Source organism: Flavobacterium arabinosi, from assembly GCF_048158725.1.
GTDB classification, from domain to species: domain Bacteria; phylum Bacteroidota; class Bacteroidia; order Flavobacteriales; family Flavobacteriaceae; genus Flavobacterium; species Flavobacterium arabinosi.
In genome coordinates this window covers 305,338-326,519 of sequence record NZ_JBLNKX010000002.1, presented here as the reverse complement: position 1 = coordinate 326,519, position 21,182 = coordinate 305,338, and the positions used below count along the sequence as shown (strand labels likewise).

The window sequence follows — 21,182 nt, the reverse complement described above, 5'->3', positions numbered from 1 at the left end:
TTAGAAAAATCAATTACAAGAATAACTGAAATTACTCTAAAATTTTTATATTGTTATTTTTATAATCATAAATCGTATGTCAAGAAGAGGCTGTTTTATACTACTGGCAAGTTTTATATGTATACTGAATTCCTGTAATTCATCAGAAGGTGATAGAAAGAAAATTTCTATAGGATTTTCACAAAGTGTGGATGACGATATTTGGAGAACATCGATGAATCATGCAATGGAGGTAGAAGCTTCACTTCATCCAGAGGTTAGCCTGAGAATTTATAATGCGAATCGTCAACCAAAAAAACAGATTCATGATATTGAAAAGTTTATTGAAGATAAAGTAGATGTCATCATAGTTTCTCCTTTTGAATCAGATTCGATTGTCCCAGTTATAGAAAAAGCAAAGATTAAAGGTATTCCGGTAATCGTTGTTGATAGAAAAGTAAATACGAGTAATTATACAGCATATTTAGGCGCAGACAATATTGAAGTAGGAAGATTAGCGGGTAAACATCTTGTTTCAATTTCTAAAGGACATGCTAATGTAATTCAAATTTATGGGGATTTAGATACATCACCTGGTTTAGAAAGAAGCTTGGGGTTTAAACAAATTATTAACCAATATCCTGGTATTAAAGTTTTTGACATCGATTCAGATGACTTTGGACATCCAAAAACAAATTATATAAAGTTATTAGATAGTCTGCCTAATATTGATTACGTCTATGCCTTTAATGATTTTATTGCGTATAACGCGTGGAAAATTGCAAAGGATAAAGGGTTAGATAAAAAAATAAAATTTATAGGGGTTGATGGGCTTAATGGACCATTCGGAGGGATACAATATGTAAAAGATAAAATTTTAGAAGCAACTGTTTTATACCCAACAGGCGGTAGCGAAGCGATACGATTAGCTTTAAAAATAGTCAATCAAGAAATTGTTCCTAAAAATAATAAACTCAATACGATATTGATTGACTCTCTTAATGCAGATATAATGAGTAATCAATTTGATAAAATAACAATCCAACAATCTGATATTGAACAACAACAAAAGATTATTAAAAATCAAGAAAAGAAATATTCAACTCAGAGTAATCTTCTGAAACTTTTAATTTCTTTATTTATAATTGTACTAAGTTTAGCGATATATAGTATTTATTCTGGAATTACAATTCGTCGTAAGAAGAAAGAATTAGAAGAGACAAATAAAAAAATTATCAGCCAAAGAAATGAAATTGAAAAATTTTCTGAAGAGCTAAAACTAAGTAACGAAGCAAGACTTAATTTTTTTACAGGTTTGTCTCATGAATTCAAAACGCCGTTAACGCTGATATTGAGTTCTATTGAATCTTTGGGAAATGAATTTAGGAATAAAGGGGTTTCCGTGAATAAGGAAATAAATTTGATGTATAACAACTCCAGAAGGTTACTCCGGTTAATTAATCAATTATTAGACTATAGAAAAACAGAGGATCAAAAATTTACTTTAAGAGCATCAAAAACTAATATTTTAGATTTTTCAAAAAGTATTATTGGTGATTTTGATCGGGAAGCAAAGAAAAGAAATATTGATTTTTCACTGACAACTAACAATCCGGAACTCGAGGTCTATATCGACCGAAACCTAATGGATAAAGTCTATTTTAATTTGTTGTCAAATGCCTTTAAATTCACCCCTGAAAAAGGTAAAATTTCGATTGTAATAAAAGAAGATAAACCCAATAATACAGTTAAAATTCACTTTAAAGATTCGGGTATAGGGATTCCTGAAAATGAGTTGAAGGAGGTTTTTAATGCTTTTTATCAAGGTTCTAATAATTACAGGAACAGTTCTGGAATAGGGCTTCATTTATCAAAAAGTTTTATTGATCTGCACAAAGGGAAAATTGATATTAATTCAAAAAATGGAGCAGAATTTATAATTACTTTACCATTAGGAAAAGAGCATCTTGATGAAAAATATATAATAAAAGAACCAATGCTAGATTTTATTCATGAACCGGATTATCTGGATTCAGAGTTTATTCAAAGTGTTGAGCCAAAAAACACCGAAGATAAATATTCGATTCTTTATATAGAGGACAATAAGGAGCTTTTAGATTTTGTGTCTCATAAATTTTCTGCAGAATATACTTTTTTTGCTTCTGATGGTACCAATGCAATTGAAAGAGCATTGGAATTAATTCCCGATATTATTATCTGTGATTTGAATTTGCCTGAAAAGAATGGTTTTCAAATTTGTGAAATCCTGAAGAAAGATTTGAGAACATCACATATTCCTATTATAATGCTTACGGCTTCGGATAATCAAGATTCCTATTTAAAGGCTTTAGAAAGTGGTGCCGATATCTTTTTGACAAAACCTTTCAATTTAAAAGTACTGGCGCAATCTATTAAAGGATTGCTCTTTAACAGAGAAAAACTTCGATTTTATTATACCAATAATATTTTAAATATTGAGGATGCTGATTTTGGAGTTTCTGAACAGGATTTTCTAAGAAAGTTGAATGATCTTATTGAAAAAAACTTGGATAATTCTGCTTACACTGTTGAAGATCTTGCGCGAAGTTTAACTATTTCTCGGGTACAATTGTATCGAAAAGTGAAAGCTATATTAGGAATTAGTGTCAGTGACCATATTAATAATATACGATTAGATAAATCAAAAGAATTGCTGAAAAAGGCGGATTTAAATATTTCAGAAATTGCATACGCGGTTGGTTTCTCCTCACCAAATTATTTTTCAACTTCCTTTAAAAATAAATTTGGGGTTACGCCTAAAGAATATAAAAGTAAAAAGTAGATTATTTTCTATGAAACCATTTTCTTCCTAACAAAAATAGCGTAACATAATTGTACTTTATGTAACATAAGAGCAACTACAACGAAGTAGTTGCTCTTTTTATTTATGTGTAATTAATTAATAATTAGAGTGTTGAATTATTTTTATTGATTTTATTAAGTAGTATATGAAACCACACCATTCTTGATATAAAAGCCGATTTTTAAAAAATATCTTGGTAATTGAATTTAAGATCTAAACTGCACTACTTTTTTTGTTTGATTTTAAATTGGAGCTGCGAAAGCTTTTGGGAGTTTTCTATTTCTTTTCACTGATTTCGTTTTTCTGATAAAAATTATTTAATCTGAGATTATCAAGTCTTTTCTGCGCACTTTATAGTTCTCGTAAACCATTCAAAAATGAAAATAAATCGCACGTTTTTATGCCTTCCACTTTGTTTTGTATTATTTTATAATTGCACTAAAGAGGATAAACCAACTGAAAATCCTATTTTAGGAACAAACGCTCCAGCGTGTCAAACCCCTAATGAATCAGATAGTACGTATCGAACGTTCTTTAAACCTTCTGTGGGTTGGGTTGGGGATCCCATACCATTTTATGAAAATGGTATATTCCATCTTTTCTATTTGTACGATGCAAGAAATACAATGCCCACGTTTCATCCATGGTATAAGGTAACTACGTCTGATTTTGGAACGTTCACCGACACTAGTGAAATGATAGCCACAGGAACTGCGAATCAACAGGATGGTGCATTGGGAACCGGATCCGTTTTTAAAAGGAATGGTGTTTATTACGCTTTCTATACTGGTCATAATGGAAATCTTGATCCCAAAGAAAAAATTATGCTTGCAACGTCTATGGATTTAAAAAATTGGACCAAAGATCCTTCCTTTTTATTACAGGCTTCTTTCGGATACGACCGTAATGAATTTAGAGACCCAATTGTTATAGAGGATAAAATTACTGGAAAATATAAAATGTTGATTGCGACACGTTCTGAGGTTGGTTTAGTTTCTAATAGTACTGTCCCATGGCGAGCAGTTATCGCTCAATACAGTTCTACGAATTTGAGAGATTGGACTTTGGAAAAGCCACTTTATGAGGATACAACCACCTTTATAACGGAATGTCCTGATGTATTTACTATGGGTGACTATCAGTATTTAGTTTATTCAAATATTGATGATCGAATGGTACACTATAAATACCGTCTGCTAACAGCCAATACTTGGATTACTCCTGTAAATAGTAAGTTGGATGGGATTGCCTTTTATGCGGGGAAAACAGTTACCGATGGCATAAACCGTTATATAGCAGGATGGTGTCCCACTAAAAATAAAAATAGTGATGCCACTATTTTTGATTGGGCTGGATCGCTTGTAACGCATCGACTTGTTCAGCATCCAAATGGAACATTAGGCATTGCGATACCTAATGGTGTAGACAGCAAGTTTATTGTTAATGAAGCTTTAAATGCGACTATAGGTTTTGGAACTACAAAGCAAGGAGATGCCTATACATTGAAGGGTAATGCGGCTGGAAAAGCATTTTCAGTATTTGAAAGAAAAGTGGGTGCATTTAAAATTAAAGCACATATAAAAGCGACATCCTCCACTCAATTTGGTTTTGAATTTGGAGCGTGTGAAACGCGAAATGAAGTATTTGCTATTGTATTCGATTTAGCCAAAAATCAATTAAGATTAGATAAGGTTATAAAAAATGCGTCCTCCCTAAATGTAACGCAGCTTCCACTAAATGTCCCGGCTAATAAAGAGTTTGATATTACAATCATTTCTGAAAATTCGGTATGTGTGATATATATTAATGACGAAATAGCTTTTACAAATCGTATTTATAAAATGAATCAAAATCCATGGGCTATTTTTGCTGATAATGGGGAAGTAACTTTTTCAGACTTAAAAATTTTTAAATAAAAGTTGGTTATAGAAAACGTTGACCTTAGCCTTTCCAATCTTTATTACAACGCTTGTGTTATATAGGTTCAGACTCAGTAAAGACATAAATTTTGTTACTTTTTTAGTTATTTAATGTTACAATCAGAACCATCAAAATCTAATTTTGATGGTTTTTTTATGACTTTATTTGAATGGAATAATTTAGTTGCTTTCCGCGGAGGATCAAACTATTCGAAATCTGGGTTCGAGTACATTTTGTGTAATAAAACGAAGCAGAAAATATATTGGGAATTGTTTTTTAATTATAAATTGTTTTGTCCTTGTTGCAATTCCTGTAAGTAGATATAAAAATATCCATGGATCTTGAGGTTACAATGTATTTAATCTGCGTGATTTTTTTAAACCTTTAGAATACTTTTATAATATGGAATTAATAAATTCATTTTTTTTATGGATTATTTTTAAACTTCCTGTAAAAATAAATTTAAAATTATAGTAATTGAGTAAAATCAGTCCAGTAGCTTTTTTTATTAACCTATATCCAGGGTTTCTTTCTTAAAATTGGGGTAACATAATTGTAACAGGTGTAACATAATTGAACTACAACGAAGTAGTTCTTTATTTATTTTTACATGTAATATCTTTAAATACAGTAGTTTACGTTTTTGTTTTCGATTAAAAACAGTATTAAATGAAATTGTAACATCCTCAAAATAAAAGCAAAATTTATGCGGATATCTTAGCAATCTAATTTAATATTTTTTGATAATGAAAAAAATTGTTGTTTGGTCTCTGATTGCTTCATTAGCAGGGTTTCTTTTTGGATTTGATACCGTTGTTATTTCTGGAGCTGATAAAAAGCTACAAGTTTTATGGAATTCCTCAGATGCTTTCCATGGAACAGTAGTTATGGGAATGGCTTTATGGGGTACCGTATTCGGTGCAATATTTGGTGGCATTCCAACTAATAAAATAGGAAGAAAGAATACACTATTATGGATAGGAATTTTATTCTTCATTTCGGCTATTGGTTCGGCTATGGCAAACAATCCATTTGTTTTTGCCGCATTTAGATTTATTGGAGGTCTTGGAGTAGGAGCATCAACAATTGCTGCACCCGCTTATATCTCTGAAATTGCACCTGCAAAAGATAGAGGTAAACTGGTTGCTTTCTATCAGTTTAATATTGTTTTAGGAATCCTAGTTGCTTTCCTTTCCAATTACTTATTAAGGAACACGGGTGAAAACTCATGGAGATGGATGATGGGAGTGCAAGCAATTCCATCTTTTATTTATACACTATTTATTTTTACGATCCCAAAAAGCCCAAGATGGCTATTGTCTAAATCCAGAAATGAGGAGGCTAAAAAAGTCTTGCAGCTAATGGGGCAAGAAGCCGACTTTGAAAAAATGATGGTGGAGATTAACCAGCATAATAATGATGCGACTATTTCCAATGAAAATATTTTCATGAAAAAGTATCGCACTCCTTTGATTTTAGCCTTTTTTATAGCACTGTTTAACCAATTGTCTGGGATTAATGCATTCTTATATTATTCACCCAGAATTTTTCAAGAAGCTGGTTTGGGAGAAAGCACCGCTTTATTGAGCAGTATAGGAATTGGAGCCATAAATTTAGTTTTTACGCTGATTGGTGTTTTTCTAATTGACAGACTGGGGAGAAAAGTCTTGATGTATATTGGTTCAGTAGGATACATTGTTTCACTTTCTCTTGTTGCCATGGCCTTCTTTTTCCATTGGCAAGGAATGGCGGTTCCAATCTTCTTGTTTTTATTTATTGCTTCACATGCAATAGGTCAAGGAGCCGTAATCTGGGTTTTTATTTCAGAAATTTTTCCAAATCATCTTAGAGCATCCGGACAAGCTTTTGGGAGTACAACGCACTGGGTTTTAGCAGCAATAATTCCATCTCTAATTCCATTTTTGTTTTCGACGATAGGTCCTGGAGTTGTGTTTTTATTTTTCGCAATAATGATGGTTTTTCAGCTCTTGTTTGTTGCGGTTTTGATGCCGGAAACTAAAGGGATTTCCTTAGAAGAATTAAGTAAAAAATTAATAAAAAAAGAAAATTATGATTACAGTAACTAAAAAAAGATACTTCTTGTCAATATGTTGTGCAATGGGATTACTGACTTTATTTAGTTGTAAGGAATCTTCCCTTTTGGATAAAAAAGTCTATTCAGAGGAAGAACTTTACAGACCAAATTTTCATTTTACGCCCAAAAAGGGATGGATGAATGATCCTAATGGAATGTTTTTTTATAATGGCTATTACCATCTTTTTTATCAACATTATCCAGATTCAAATGTTTGGGGACCAATGCACTGGGGCCATGCTATAAGTAATGATCTTATAACTTGGACAGAAAAACCAATAGCTATTTATCCGGATGAAAAAGGGTATATTTTTTCGGGAAGTGCTGTAGTTGATTTAAAAAACACCTCTGGTTTTGGTAGTTTACAAAATCCGCCCATTGTAGCGATGTTCACCTATCACAATCCTGTAAAAGAGAAATCTGGTGAGGCAGGTGTTCAGTCGCAAGGAATTGCTTATTCGTTAGACGAAGGTTTGACTTGGACTAAGTATGAGAAAAATCCAGTTGTCAAATTTCCAAATATCAGAGATTTTAGAGATCCAAAAATGACTTGGGATAATGTCCATAAACAGTGGTTAATGGTTTTAGCAGCAGGAGATAAAACGATGTTTTATAGTTCTAAAAACTTAAAAGATTGGCAGTTACTTTCTGATTTTGGTAAAAACATTGGGGCTCATGGTGGTGTTTGGGAATGTCCAGATTTTTTCCCGATGCTTATAGATGGTTCCGATGAATATAAATGGGTGCTTTTGCTAAGTATAAACCCTGGAGGTCCTAATGGAGGTTCTGCTACTCAATATTTTGTTGGAGATTTTGATGGTACCACATTTACTTTGGATGAATCCTTTTCTGCCGATTTGAAACAACATAAATCACTTTGGATTGACTACGGCAGAGATAATTATGCGGGTGTTACGTGGTCAAATATTTCAGAGACTGATGGTAGAAAATTGTTTACGGGTTGGATGTCCAATTGGCAATATGCGAACAAAGTACCTTCAGAGAAATGGAGAGGGAGCATGACGCTGCCAAGAGAATTGAAACTTATAAAAGCAGGAAATCATTTCAGGGTTTCTTCTCAGCCAGTTAAAGAATTACAAAATTATGTTTCAAAGACTATAAAAAAAGAGGTGCTTAAAATTGAGAAAAAAACGGTGTTGATTGATAAATCGCTGATTGATTTATCAAGAGTGGATATCCGATTTACAATGAAGAACTTGAAAAAAGATGTCTATACTTTTTCACTTTCCAATAGTTCTGATAACACTATAAGTTTTGGCATCAATAAAAAAGACAAGTACTTTTTTATCGATAGAAGAAAATCAAGGAATTTGTCTTTTTCAGATGTTTTTGCAAAGGAAGTTTCTAAAGCACCATTTACCGAAGATTTTGATAAAATGGATGTAAGAGTACTAATTGATAAAACCTCAATCGAAGTATTTTACAATAACGGACAAACAGTTATGACCGAAATATTTTTTCCGGAAAAACCAATGGAAACATTTTCAGTCACTAAAGAAAATTTCAATTTCACTATTGAGAATTTAATAATTAACCAACTAAAATTTAACTAAACTATCTAAATTATGAAACAAAAAATCATCCTCTACTTAATTTTAATGGGCTCCTTTTTTTCACTTACGGCCCAGAATATAGGAATAAAAGGAGTGGTAACCTCTTCCGAAGACGGAATGTCACTTCCCGGGGCAACAATTACGGCCTCCGGAACAAAAAATGCTACCACGACCGATCTTGATGGTCATTATGCGCTTAACAATGTAGATAAGAATGCTACTTTGATAATTAGTTTTACAGGTTTTGCAAGTCAAACAATTAAAGTTAACGGTCAAGAATCGATAAATGTTATTTTAAAACCGGAGTCCATCAATTTAAGCGAAATTGTTGTAGTAGGATATTCAAAGGAGCGAAAAGTAGATGTAACTGGAGCCGTTACGGTGGTAGATTTAAAACCAATTACCGGACAAAGTATGAGTTCTGGAAATGCTATGCAGGCTTTACAAGGGAGAGTTGCCGGATTGACCATTGAAAAATCGGGTGACCCAAGTGGAGCGAACAGCAGAATATTAATCAGGGGTGTGAGTACGCTGGGAAATACAGATCCTTTGTATGTAATTGATGGAGTTCCTACGGTAAGACCGGAAGTATTTGCCAGCTTGAGTCCAAGTGCTATAGAATCAGTTCAAGTATTGAAAGATGCTTCTGCTTCCTCTATTTATGGATCTAGGGCTGCAAACGGTGTTATCATTGTAACAACAAAGAATGCTGCAAAAGGAGTGATGAGTGTTTCTTACAGTACTAATGTTTCAGTGCTTTCTGAGAAAAAGCAACGTTATAAAATGCTTAATGCACTGGACAGAGGAAAGGTTTTGTGGCAGGCATCAGTTAACGATCATGCAGATCCAGCTGGCGGGTATGGCGAGATCTATAATTTTGACTGGAATAATGATTTTAATAACCCAGTGTTAAACAGCGTAACTGTTAAACCTTATGTGGGTGGGAATACCAATGTGCCTGTGGGAGATACAGATTGGCAGGATACGATGTATAAAACAGGATTGCTAATCAACAATGATTTGTCAGTATCTGGTGGATCTGATAAAGCAAATGCAGTATTGAATATGGGTTATTTAGATAACTCAGGAATGTTGAAGTATACTAATTATGAAAGATATTCTGCCAGACTTAATGCCAATTTTAAGTTGTTCAATGATAAAGTTAGGTTTGGTGTAAACTCTCAATTTACACAGTCTAACGAAAGAAGTGCCGCTAATGATGTAGGAAATGCACCAACACCAGGTTTAGCCATAACTTTAGCGCCAACTATTCCTGTATTTACAGCATCTGGTGAGTATGCCGGACCATTAGGATCGGGTTATTCAGATAGAAATAATCCTTTATTGATGCAATATCTTAACCGATGGGATAACAACAGAAAAATGTCTTTGTATGGAAATGTCTTTACTGAAATTGATATTTTGAAAAATCTTACCTTCAGAAATAGTATTGGAATGGATTTTAATGATTTCAATAGGAAAGACATTGAGCCAACTGTGAGTAATGGGTTTGTAAATAGAAGTACCAATAGTTTGACTTTCGACACCAATAAATATTCAAGTTTAACAATTTCAAACACGTTAAGTTACAACTTGAAAGTTTCAAATCATAAAATTGGAGTAGTTGTAGGGACTGAATCCACTAAAACCGATTTGAATACTTTATATGCTCGTGCTGAAGGATTTGCAGTAGAGTCAGAATCGTATTTTACGCTTTCTGCAGCTACGGGAGCCAGAACTAATAATGGTATTTCAACAGGTAGCAGGTTGCTTTCTCAGTTTGGTAAAGTGAACTATGCGTTTTCAGACAGGTATTTGGCTACGTTTACTATCCGAAGAGATGGTTCGTCAAGATTTGGACAAGACAACAGATATGGAATTTTTCCAGCTGCTACTGTAGGTTGGAAGATTAATAATGAAGATTTTTTCAAAAACATAAAAGCCGTTTCAGCCCTTAAGCTACGTGCTGGTTATGGAGAAGTGGGGAATCAATCTATTGGAGATAATGCTCGTTTTGGATTGTATGAAGCACGATACGGATCGAATCAAAATGTATATTTTCCTGATTTTTTCAATATCTATTATAATGTTGGAACTGCCTATGATTTGAATGGAACTAATACCGGGAATTTACCTTCTGGATTTGTATCTATACAAGCCGCTAATTCAGGGTTAAAATGGGAAACTACCAAAGAGGTTAACGTAGGTCTTGATTTTGGTTTTTTCGAAAATAAATTATCAGGTTCCTTTGACTATTTTTCAAGACACACCGTTGGGATTTTAATTAAACCGCCAGTAGCATCTGCTGTAGGAGAAGGGCAACAGCGTTTTGTAAATGGAGCTTCAACTGCAAATAAGGGTTGGGAACTTACAGTGGGATATGCTGATAAATTAGAAAATGGATTGTATTTTAACGTTTCGACAAATTTTGGAGCAACAAAAAATAAGATTACAGATTTACCGGCAGAAGTTAGAGCAGCATATCCAGGTACAGCTTTAAACTCTATAATTGGTCATTCACAGTTTGAAATTTTTGGTTTTAAAACCGATGGATTATTCCAAAGTCAGGCAGACATTGATTCTCATGCGACTCAAGTAGGTTCTAGACTGGGAGGTATAAAATTTGTAGACATCAATGGTGATGACAAAATAAATTCAGATGACAGAACTTTTATTGGTACAACACTTCCAAAATTAGAATATGGTATTAATATTAGTTTAGCGTATAAGAATTTTGACTTTTCTGTTTTTGGTTCTGGTGTAGCCGGAAGAATTGGAGTTGATCCTTATATTTACTGGAATAATTTTGTTCAAGGTAGAGATAATGCAGGGCCGGGAACATTTAATGCTTGGACACCAACCAATACCAATACGGATGTGCCGTCTCTTTCTTTGGCGCATAATGACAGTCAGACTTCAGATTATCTTTTTAGAAATAATTCCTATTTTAAACTTAGAAATCTACAAATTGGATACTCTCTTCCTGACGGTTTAGTTGGTAGAACAGGATTCATAACCAGATGTAGAGTGTATGCACAAGGAGAGAATTTATTTTGGTTTACTCCAAAGGGGTACATAGGATCAGATCCAGAGCGAACAGATGTTAACAGAATACCGGTGCCTACTACTTTATCATTAGGTGTAAACTTTAATTTTTAATTAATTCTCATGAAAAAATATAATAAAATAGTTATCAGCTTCTTGTCAATCCTATTTTTGGCATCATGTAGCAAAGAGTTTTTAGATTATGAACCTACCGGAGTATTATCTTCCGGGAATGTGGCTACAGCTGCAAATGCAGATGCCCTTGTTAATGCAGCTTATGCTGCAATAGGGAATGATGAAATGGTGGGGCCAATAACGCACCAATGGGTTTATGGAAGTGTACGATCAGATGATGCTTACAAAGGTGGAGGTGGTCGTGGAGATGTTGATGTTATTGACCGTTACGAACAATACAATCTAACCACTCCGGATTATGGAGATTGGATGTTACCTAGAACTTGGACGAATCACTATAAAGCGATTTCAAGAGCTAATTTTGCTTTATCTGTAATCAATGCGATTCCTGATGCGGATTATCCGTTAAAAAAAGTGAGACAAGCAGAGTTGCGCTTTTTAAGAGCACATTCTCATTTTATGTTGAAATTGTTGTTTAAGAAAGTTCCTTTTATAACAGAAGATTTAACTCAGGATCAGATTCTAAAAACTTCTAATGATTTGTCAAATGAGGATTTGTGGAATAAAATTGCAGATGATTTTCGTTTTGCATTCGATAATTTAGAGCAATCACAAGGTCAAGTTGGGAGAGCTGATAAAAATGCAGCAGCTGCTTATTTAGCAAAATTAAGATTGTATCAGGCTTACGAACAAAATGATACACATCAGGTTACAAGCATTAATGCAGCTAGATTGCAAGAAGTTATTGATTATGCTGATAAAGTAACCGGAAGTTTAGAACCGGACTTTGGGAATAACTTTTTAGATGGTCATGATAATGGATCAGAATCTATTTGGGCTGTTCAGTTTTCTATCAATGATGGTACAAATACAGGAAGAGTTAGTTTTGTAACCGGGTTAAATTCTCCTCATGGTACACCTCTTTATGGATGTTGTGGTTTTCACATGGCAAGCCAGAATATGGTAAATGCTTTTAGAACAGATGCTAACGGTTTACCGTTATTGGATACTTTTAATAATTCGGATATTTTTAACGTAGTGGATGGGAACGGAAATGCGCCAATTGCTGCAGGTGTTACTATTGACCCTAGGATTGACCATACAGTGGGCGTTCCAGGAAGACCTTTTAAATACAAAAACACACTGAAAACTACCGGTGATATGGTTTACAAATTCAGTTGGGCTAGAGATCCTGGAGTTTATGGATACTTTGGAAATATGAAAGAGCAACAATCTCCGGACTGTTCTTGTTATGTGAAAAATGGACCATTCATTGGTACTTCAAAAAATGTTGATTTTATCAGATACGCAGATGTGTTATTATTTAAAGCAGAAGCATTAATACAATTAAACAGATATACTGAAGCATTACCTATAATTAATCAAGTAAGAGCAAGAGCTGCAGCTAGTAAAGCAATGCCATTGGCAGCAGGAGCTTCAGATGTTTATAAAATTGCTCCATATGTTTCTTTTCCGTCAAAAGATTATGCTATGAAAGCACTTATGTTTGAAAGACGATTGGAGTTTGGAATGGAAGGTCCAAGATTCTTTGACTTAGTGAGATGGGGTAAAGCAGAACAAGTTTTGAACGCTTATCTTGGTGTAGAAAAAACAAAGAAAGATTTCCTTTCAAATGCGCATTTTACTGCGGGTAGAGATGAATATTATCCGATACCTCAAAGAGAAATTGATTTTACTGGAGGTTTATACAAACAAAATCCTGGATATTAAAAATAAGGTTACTAATAATGTTTGTTTGGTTAGTGTTTTAAATTAGGTTAAAGGCAAGTTTTAAACTTGCCTTTAATTTTTAAATTTTTTAGTAATGTGCATGAAATACTTTTGCTAAGCGTATTTAGTTTGATGATGTTTTCATTAGATTTTTTAGACTTACAAAAATTCATGTTTTAAAATAAGTAGTATGGAAGAAAAACGAGTGTCCTATCTTAATAAAAAAATCATATTCCTTTTTAGTTTTATGATTACTGCAATCAATTTATCAGCTCAAGGAGTAACCATTCCTATTGCGACTGCAAATAATGTTTTACTGTTGCAAACGGATAGTAACAATAGATTGCGGACCATTTATTTTGGAAAACCCCTTGATAATGAAAGTGAATATGCGGCTGTTTCAGCTAATTATAAGTATGATGAATCCAATGCGGGAATTTACAACTCGTCGTACACACCTGCAGGTACTTGGAATCTATCCGAGCCCGCCATTCAGGTCAAACATGCAGACGGAAATCCTTCTTTGGAACTGAAATATGTGAGTCATAAAATCGAAAAAATAGATGCTAATACCTCCATTACCAGTATTCTTCTGAAAGATCCCATTTATCCGTTTGAAGTTGCTTTATTGTACAAAGTTTGGGCAAAAGAAAATGTAATCGAGCAATGGACAGAAATAATACACAAAGAGAAAAAAGCTGTTCTATTGCAAAAATACGCTTCTGCTAATTTATATTTTTCCAATAAAGATTTCTATCTAACGAGTTTTCAGGGAGAATATCTAAAAGAAATGCAGCCTATTGAAACAAAGCTTTTACAAGGTATAAGAACGATAGATTCTAAATTAGGAACAAGAGCGATGCTTTTGCAAACGCCAAATTTTATGGTGTCTTTTGGTAAACCCGCTTCAGAAAATGAAGGAAGTGTTTTATTGGGACAGTTGGCTTGGAGCAGTAACTTCAAACTTGATTTTGAAATCGATTCCCATAAAAATCTTCGTTTAATCGCGGGTATCAATCCGTTCGCTTCAGAATATTCCCTGGCTCCAAACGAAACTTTCAAAACACCTTCTTTAATTTATGCTTTATCAAATCATGGTACAGGGGAAGCCAGTAGAAATTTGCACGACTGGGCAAGAAAATACAGGATACTTGATGGCCAAGGAGAACGTCTTACTTTATTAAATAATTGGGAAGCCACCTATTTTGATTTTGATGAAAATAAAATAAAAGCCTTATTTAAGGATACAAAAGATTTAGGTGTAGATCTATTTTTATTGGACGATGGTTGGTTTGGTAATAAATATCCAAGAAATAATGATGACGCAGGGCTTGGCGACTGGCTGGAGAATAAAAAGAAACTTCCTAGCGGATTGGGCTATTTGGTAAAAGAAGCCAAAAAAGAAGGGGTGAAATTTGGAATTTGGATCGAACCTGAAATGGTAAATCCTAAAAGTGAATTGTACGAAAAACATTTGGATTGGGTGATACGACAACCGCAAAGACCTGAGATTTATTATAGAAATCAAATGGTGTTGGATCTGTCGAATCCTGAAGTGCAAGATTTTGTTTTTGGAATAGTTGATAATTTATTTGTAAAAAATCCAGAATTAGCGTTTATAAAATGGGATTGTAATGCGGTTATTTATAATGCTTATTCTGCTTATCTCAATAAAAAAGGATTGCCTCAGTCTAATTTGTACGTGGATTATATGAAAGGATTGTATAAAGTCCTTCAACGAATTCGTGCAAAATATCCAAAAGTTCCTATGATGCTGTGTTCAGGTGGCGGTGGCCGAGGCGATTATGAATTTTTGAAATATTTCACTGAATTTTGGCCAAGCGATGATACGGAACCTTTGGAAAGGATATTTCTGCAATGGGATTATTCTTATTTTTTTCCTTCTATTGCCACTGATAATCATGTCACCGATTGGGGAAAACAACCACTGAAATTTAGAGTTGACGTGGCTAGTATGGGTAAGTTGGGTTTTGATATTGTTGTCAGTAAACTGAATGAGAATGATAAATTGTTTTGCAAACAAGCCATCACAAATTACAACGCATTTAAAGATATAGTGTGGCATGGCGATATGTTTCGTTTGGTCAATCCCCATGAAAATGATATTGCTGCATTGATGTATGTAAATCCAGATAAAAGCAAAGCGATTGTTTTTAACTATTTAGTGAATAATAGATTTAGCATTACTGCAACGGAGCGCCCAGTGGTTTTTAACGGATTGAATTCAAAGAAAAAATATACCGTAAAAGAAATTAACTTGTATCCGGGTGTTACTTCAACAATTGCTTCTGACAAAGTTTACACAGGGGATTTCTTGATGAAAGCAGGATTCAATCCTAATGTTACTTTGCAAAGAACAAGTGTGTTGCTGGAGATAAATGAAGTTAAATAAGTAAAACCATATTTAGATTCAATAGTATTCTTGACTATTGGAGCAGGAGTTGGGAAATAAAACAGAGGCTTGTTACTTTATTTATTAGCTTAAACAGGCTCTTAATTTTTAAATTTTATAAGATGAATACAAAATATATGCTAAGTGTAGTTAGCTTTGGAGAGGTTTTATGGGATCTTTTCCCAACTCATAAAAAAATTGGAGGAGCGCCATTGAATGTTGCGCTTCGAATGAATTCTTTGGGAGCAGAAACAACGATTATAAGTCGGGTTGGTGCAGACGAAGATGGGAACGAAATTATATCTTTTATAAATAATCAGGATGTGAGTTCAGATGCTATCCAAATAGGGGAAGATTATAAAACAGGTGTGGTTAATGTAATGATTAACGAAAAGGGAAATGCTTCTTATGATATTCATTACCCGTCTTCCTGGGACAAAATTACACCCAGTAAAGAAATGGATGAAAAAGTTTCGGAATCAGATGCTTTTGTTTTTGGGAGTTTAATATGCCGTGATGAGGTTTCCAGATCTACTCTGTATGATCTTTTGGATAAAGCTAAATATAAGGTTTTGGATGCGAATCTAAGAGCTCCGTATTATACGGCAGATGTCCTTAATGAATTGATGCTAAAAGCAGATTTCATTAAGCTCAATGATGAAGAATTATATGAGATAAGCCAGCAATTGGAATCGCCTTATAATTCCTTTGAGCAGAATATTAAATTTATCGCTGAAAAGACAAATACAAAACATGTTTGCGTAACAAAAGGGGCATTTGGTGCGGTCTTATATTACAATGATAAATTTTATTACAATAGCGGTTATTTTATAAAAGTAGTTGATACTGTAGGAGCTGGGGATTCTTTCTTAGCCTCTCTGATAGTCAAATTGCTTAGAGGGAAATCACCACAAAAATCATTGAATTATGCGTGTGCTGTTGGCGCATTAGTAGCGGGGCATGAAGGAGCCAATCCTAAAATTTCCGAAAAGGAAATAAGTAAATTCATGAAGCTTTAACAAAATAGTTTAAGCATAAAATTAAGTATATAAAAAAGCCAAAGAAGCAATATCTTTGGCTTTTTTATGTAAAATAATAGGAACTAAAAAGAAGTCAATTTCTTCAAATCGGCAATTGTTAGTGTTGGATTTTCGGCTTTAAAAACAAAACTTCCCGCCACAAGAACATCAGCTCCTGCTTCCACAAGTTGTTTTGCATTTTTATTGGTAACGCCACCATCAATTTCTATAATTGTATGTGCTCCTTTTCGGGTAATTAAATCTTTTAATTTTTGAACCTTAGCGTAAGTGTTTTCTATAAAAGATTGTCCGCCAAAACCTGGATTCACACTCATGATACAAACCAAATCGATATCATTGATTACATCTTCCAAAAGGTCAATGTTTGTGTGTGGATTTAAAGCTACTCCAGCTTTCATGCCCTCGGCTTTAATAGCTTGCAAGGTTCTGTGTAAGTGGGGGCAAGCTTCATAATGTACACATAAAATATTTGCTCCTAAATCAGCAAAAGTTTTGATGTATCGGTCTGGATCTACAATCATTAAATGAACATCGATTGTTTTTTTTGCATGTCTTGAAATAGCTTCAAGAACGGGCATTCCAAAAGAGATGTTTGGTACAAAAACGCCATCCATGATGTCAATATGAAACCAATCGGCTTCACTGTTATTGATCATTTCGATGTCGCGTTGCAGATTAGCAAAATCAGCAGCAAGAACTGATGGAGCAATAAGTGTATTCTTCATTGTGTAGTTGAATTGTTTGTGCAAAAGTAGTTTTTTTACAGCAATTGGCGAAAATTTTTTATAGATTCAATTCGCGACTCATCCTGCGATTTGCGTAAGGGATTGAAGTGGAAATCCTTTTTATTTTTTTAAATAAAAAGATTGCAACGAAAAGCCCGACCCGAAGTTTTTACGGAGGGTTACGCCCAAATGATTTTAAACAGGAATAGGTTCAAGGGAATCTGAAATGAATTCAGATTAAAAAAAATAAAACTCCGGTAATCAGCCGGAGTTTCAATCATCAATCAAAAAACGAACAGTCAATCAAACTGTTGTTCATTTTGAATTAAAAGATTTAAGATTTAAAAATTTTAATTGGGGAATATTGTGAATTAACCTAAGTAGGTTTTTAATATTTTACTTCTGGAAGTGTGTTTCAATCTTCGGATTGCTTTTTCCTTGATTTGACGTACACGCTCACGAGTTAAGTCGAAAGTTTCTCCAATTTCCTCTAATGTCATTGGGTGTTGATCACCAAGACCAAAGTACAAACGAACAACATCAGCTTCTCTAGGAGTTAATGTTTCTAATGAACGCTCGATTTCAGTACGCAATGATTCGTGGATTAATTCTCGGTCTGGATTTGGAGACTCACCAGAACGCAATACATCGTAAAGGTTAGAATCTTCTCCTTCAACAAGAGGTGCATCCATTGATAAGTGACGGCCAGAGTTTTTCATACTCTCTTTTACGTCATTTACGGTCATGTCAAGTTCTTTTGCAATTTCCTCAGCAGATGGTGGACGCTCGTTAGATTGCTCTAATAAAGCGTACATTTTATTGATTTTGTTGATAGAACCAATTTTATTCAAAGGCAAACGAACGATACGGGATTGTTCAGCCAATGCTTGTAAGATAGATTGACGAATCCACCAAACGGCATACGAAATGAATTTGAAACCACGTGTTTCATCAAAACGTTGTGCTGCTTTTATCAATCCTAAATTCCCTTCGTTAATCAAATCGGGAAGGGTTAACCCTTGATTTTGATATTGTTTTGCTACCGAAACCACGAAACGTAAATTGGCTTTTGTCAATTTTTCTAATGCTTTCTGGTCACCGGCTTTAATCTTTTGTGCTAATTCTACCTCTTCGTCAGCGGTAATAAGGTCAACTTTTCCAATTTCTTGTAAATACTTGTCTAATGAAGCAGTTTCACGATTGGTTACCTGCTTGGTGATTTTTAGTTGTCTCATGTTTTTTTGTCTCCTAAATTTTAAGTGTACAAATGGTTATACGTATGGGGTCGCTAAAAAGTTACAATAGTTTTGAAAATAAATTTAAATAAAAACAAAAATCCCGTTTCAAATACATGAAACGGGATTTTCTATAAATAAACCTTTAGTAAACTAAGATCTGATTACTCTTTTCTTTCCTCACGTAGAGGTCTTGCTTCCTCACGTGCAGGTCTTGGTAAAAGTGCTTTTCTTGACACTTTTTCTTTTCTTGTTTTTGGATCCATACCTAAATATTTCACTTGAAAAACATCACCCATTTTCACAACGTCAGAAACATTTTCAGTACGTTCCCAAGCTAACTCAGATACGTGAAGCAATACTTCATTTCCTGGTGCAGCTTGGTATTCAACCACCGCTCCAAAATCAAGCATTTTGATTACTTTCACTTCATAAGCATCACCCACAACTGGTTTGAATGTCAATGAGTCAATTTTACGTAAAACTGCTTCAATTCCGTCCGGATCAGTTCCAAGAATTTCAACTTCACCTTGTTCGTTCACTTCGTTGATAACGATAGTTGTTCCTGTAGATTTTTGTAATTCTTGAATTACTTTTCCACCAGGTCCAATTAATGCACCAATAAAGTTACCAGGAATAGTTACTTTGATAATTTTCGGAGCATATTTCTTAACAGTTGGTCTTGGGGTAGCCAAAGTTTCTGTTATTTTTCCAAGGATATGCAAACGACCATCACGAGCTTGAGCTAATGCTTCTTCCATGATGTTATAAGCCAATCCTTCTATTTTGATGTCCATTTGACAAGCAGTAATTCCATCAGCAGTTCCTGTTACTTTAAAGTCCATGTCTCCTAAATGATCTTCATCACCTAAAATATCAGACAATACAGCAAAACGACCTGTTTTTTCGTCAGAAATTAATCCCATTGCAATACCAGAAACTGGTTTGATCATTTGAATACCAGCATCCATTAATGATAATGTTCCAGCACAAACCGTTGCCATAGAAGAAGAACCGTTAGATTCTAATACTTCAGAAACGATACGAATAGTGTAAGGACAATCAGCAGGAATCATGTTTTTCAAAGCACGTTGTGCTAAGTTTCCGTGACCGACTTCTCTTCTTGAAGTTCCTCTTAAAGGTTTTGCTTCTCCTGTAGAGAAAGGAGGGAAGTTATAATGCAAGTAGAATTTCTCTTCACCTTGTTGTGATGGAGAGTCAATTTGGTTCGCTTCTCTAGAAGTTCCTAAAGTAGTTGTAGCCAATGCTTGAGTTTCTCCTCTTGTGAAAATTGCAGAACCATGAACTGATGGTAAATAATCTACTTCAGCCCAAATAGGTCTGATTTCAGTAGTTTTTCTTCCATCAAGACGTAAACCCAAATCAAGGATTACATTACGAACTGCTTCTTTACTTGATTTCGCAAAATATTTAGAAACTAAATCTCCGTTTTCAGCTAATTCTTCTTCTGTAAATAAAGATTTTACAATCTCTTTTACTTCAGCAAATTGAGCTGTTCTTTCGTGTTTCGCTGTTCCTTCTTTTGCAATAGCGTAACATAAATCGTAAGATGCCGTTTTTACTTTGTCGTAAATTGCAGTATCTTCTTTTTCTTGCTCGTATGTTCTTACTTCTTTTTTACCAAAAGCAGCAACTAATCTTTCTTGTGCAGCAATTTGTAATTTGATCGCTTCGTGAGCAAATTTAATTGCTTCAACCATTTCGTGCTCTGAAATTTCTTTCATTTCACCTTCTACCATTGCGATAGAATCTTTTGAAGCACCAATCATCATGTCAATATCTGACAATTCTAATTGAGTACGACTTGGATTGATGATAAATTTACCGTCAACTCTAGCCACACGAACTTCAGAAATCAATGTTGAAAAAGGAATGTCAGATAAAGATAAAGCTGCCGAAGCGGCTAATCCTGCTAATGCATCCGGCATAACATTTTCGTCATGAGACATTAACTGTATCATCACTTGCGTTTCAGCGTGATAATCATTTGGGAAAAGTGGACGCAATACACGGTCAACTAATCTCATCGTTAATATTTCATTATCACTTGGTCTTGCTTCTCTTTTGAAGAAACCACCTGGAAAACGTCCAGCGGCAGCAAATTTTTCGCGATAATCTAATGTTAAAGGCAAGAAATCAATTCCTGGACTTGCTTTTCTGGCAGATACAACTGTTGCAAGCAACATGGCATCTCCCATTTGTACTACTACAGAACCATCGGCTTGTTTGGCCAATTTTCCTGTCTCGATTGAGATGCTTCTGCCATCTCCTAAATCGATAATTTCTCTTGAAACTTTTGGAATCATAATTTTAATTCTCTTTAGATTAAACAATGGGTTCTAGTTGTGTTGTAGTTGTTGTTGTGCGTAGTTAATGCCTAAAACCCAATGAAAAACCAAACTTTTTTATTGTTGTATGTAAAAACAA

The 21,182-nt window shown here is 34.3% G+C and carries 11 protein-coding genes; 8 read left to right on the top strand and 3 right to left on the bottom strand.

The window, feature by feature from the left end:
• The first annotated feature begins 76 nt into the window (after positions 1–76).
• The 8 genes from ACM55K_RS05510 to ACM55K_RS05475 all read left to right on the top strand — a co-directional run bounded on the left by ACM55K_RS05510 (position 77) and on the right by ACM55K_RS05475 (position 16,753).
• On the top strand, positions 77–2,800 hold the full coding sequence (locus ACM55K_RS05510) for a hybrid sensor histidine kinase/response regulator transcription factor (protein ID WP_416849243.1): 2,724 nt from the start codon (positions 77–79) through the stop codon (positions 2,798–2,800).
• A gap of 398 nt (positions 2,801–3,198) precedes the next feature.
• Positions 3,199–4,737 (top strand): glycoside hydrolase domain-containing protein, encoded by a 1,539-nt coding sequence (locus tag ACM55K_RS05505; RefSeq protein WP_416849242.1) that lies wholly within the window; start codon positions 3,199–3,201, stop codon positions 4,735–4,737.
• A gap of 750 nt (positions 4,738–5,487) precedes the next feature.
• Entirely contained in the window at positions 5,488–6,828 is a 1,341-nt protein-coding gene (locus ACM55K_RS05500; protein ID WP_416849241.1) for a sugar porter family MFS transporter, read from the top strand.
• Positions 6,812–8,410: a glycoside hydrolase family 32 protein gene (locus ACM55K_RS05495; RefSeq protein ID WP_416849240.1), complete on the top strand. Its 1,599-nt coding sequence runs from the start codon at positions 6,812–6,814 to the stop codon at positions 8,408–8,410. The genes ACM55K_RS05500 and ACM55K_RS05495 overlap by 17 nt, the downstream gene beginning before the upstream one ends.
• A gap of 12 nt (positions 8,411–8,422) precedes the next feature.
• A complete protein-coding gene (locus ACM55K_RS05490; protein WP_416849239.1) occupies positions 8,423–11,569 on the top strand; it encodes a SusC/RagA family TonB-linked outer membrane protein in 3,147 nt (1,048 codons plus the stop codon).
• Between the two features lie 9 nt (positions 11,570–11,578).
• A complete protein-coding gene (locus ACM55K_RS05485) occupies positions 11,579–13,321 on the top strand; it encodes a RagB/SusD family nutrient uptake outer membrane protein (RefSeq protein ID WP_416849238.1) in 1,743 nt (580 codons plus the stop codon).
• A 190-nt stretch (positions 13,322–13,511) separates the two neighbouring features.
• Positions 13,512–15,734, top strand: a complete 2,223-nt coding sequence (locus ACM55K_RS05480; protein ID WP_416849237.1) for an alpha-galactosidase — start codon at positions 13,512–13,514, stop codon at positions 15,732–15,734.
• A gap of 122 nt (positions 15,735–15,856) precedes the next feature.
• Positions 15,857–16,753, top strand: coding sequence for a carbohydrate kinase family protein (locus ACM55K_RS05475; protein ID WP_416849236.1), 897 nt, complete (start codon positions 15,857–15,859; stop codon positions 16,751–16,753).
• A gap of 83 nt (positions 16,754–16,836) precedes the next feature.
• On the opposite strand, the gene rpe is transcribed toward ACM55K_RS05475, so the two are convergent.
• From rpe to ACM55K_RS05460, 3 genes are all read right to left on the bottom strand, one after another.
• Positions 16,837–17,499 (bottom strand): ribulose-phosphate 3-epimerase, encoded by a 663-nt coding sequence (gene rpe, locus ACM55K_RS05470; RefSeq protein WP_416849235.1) that lies wholly within the window; start codon positions 17,497–17,499, stop codon positions 16,837–16,839.
• A gap of 371 nt (positions 17,500–17,870) precedes the next feature.
• Positions 17,871–18,734, bottom strand: a complete 864-nt coding sequence (locus tag ACM55K_RS05465; protein ID WP_007137700.1) for a sigma-70 family RNA polymerase sigma factor — start codon at positions 18,732–18,734, stop codon at positions 17,871–17,873.
• 164 nt (positions 18,735–18,898) lie between these two features.
• Positions 18,899–21,061 (bottom strand): polyribonucleotide nucleotidyltransferase, encoded by a 2,163-nt coding sequence (locus ACM55K_RS05460; RefSeq protein WP_416849234.1) that lies wholly within the window; start codon positions 21,059–21,061, stop codon positions 18,899–18,901.
• Between the last annotated feature and the right edge of the window lie 121 nt (positions 21,062–21,182).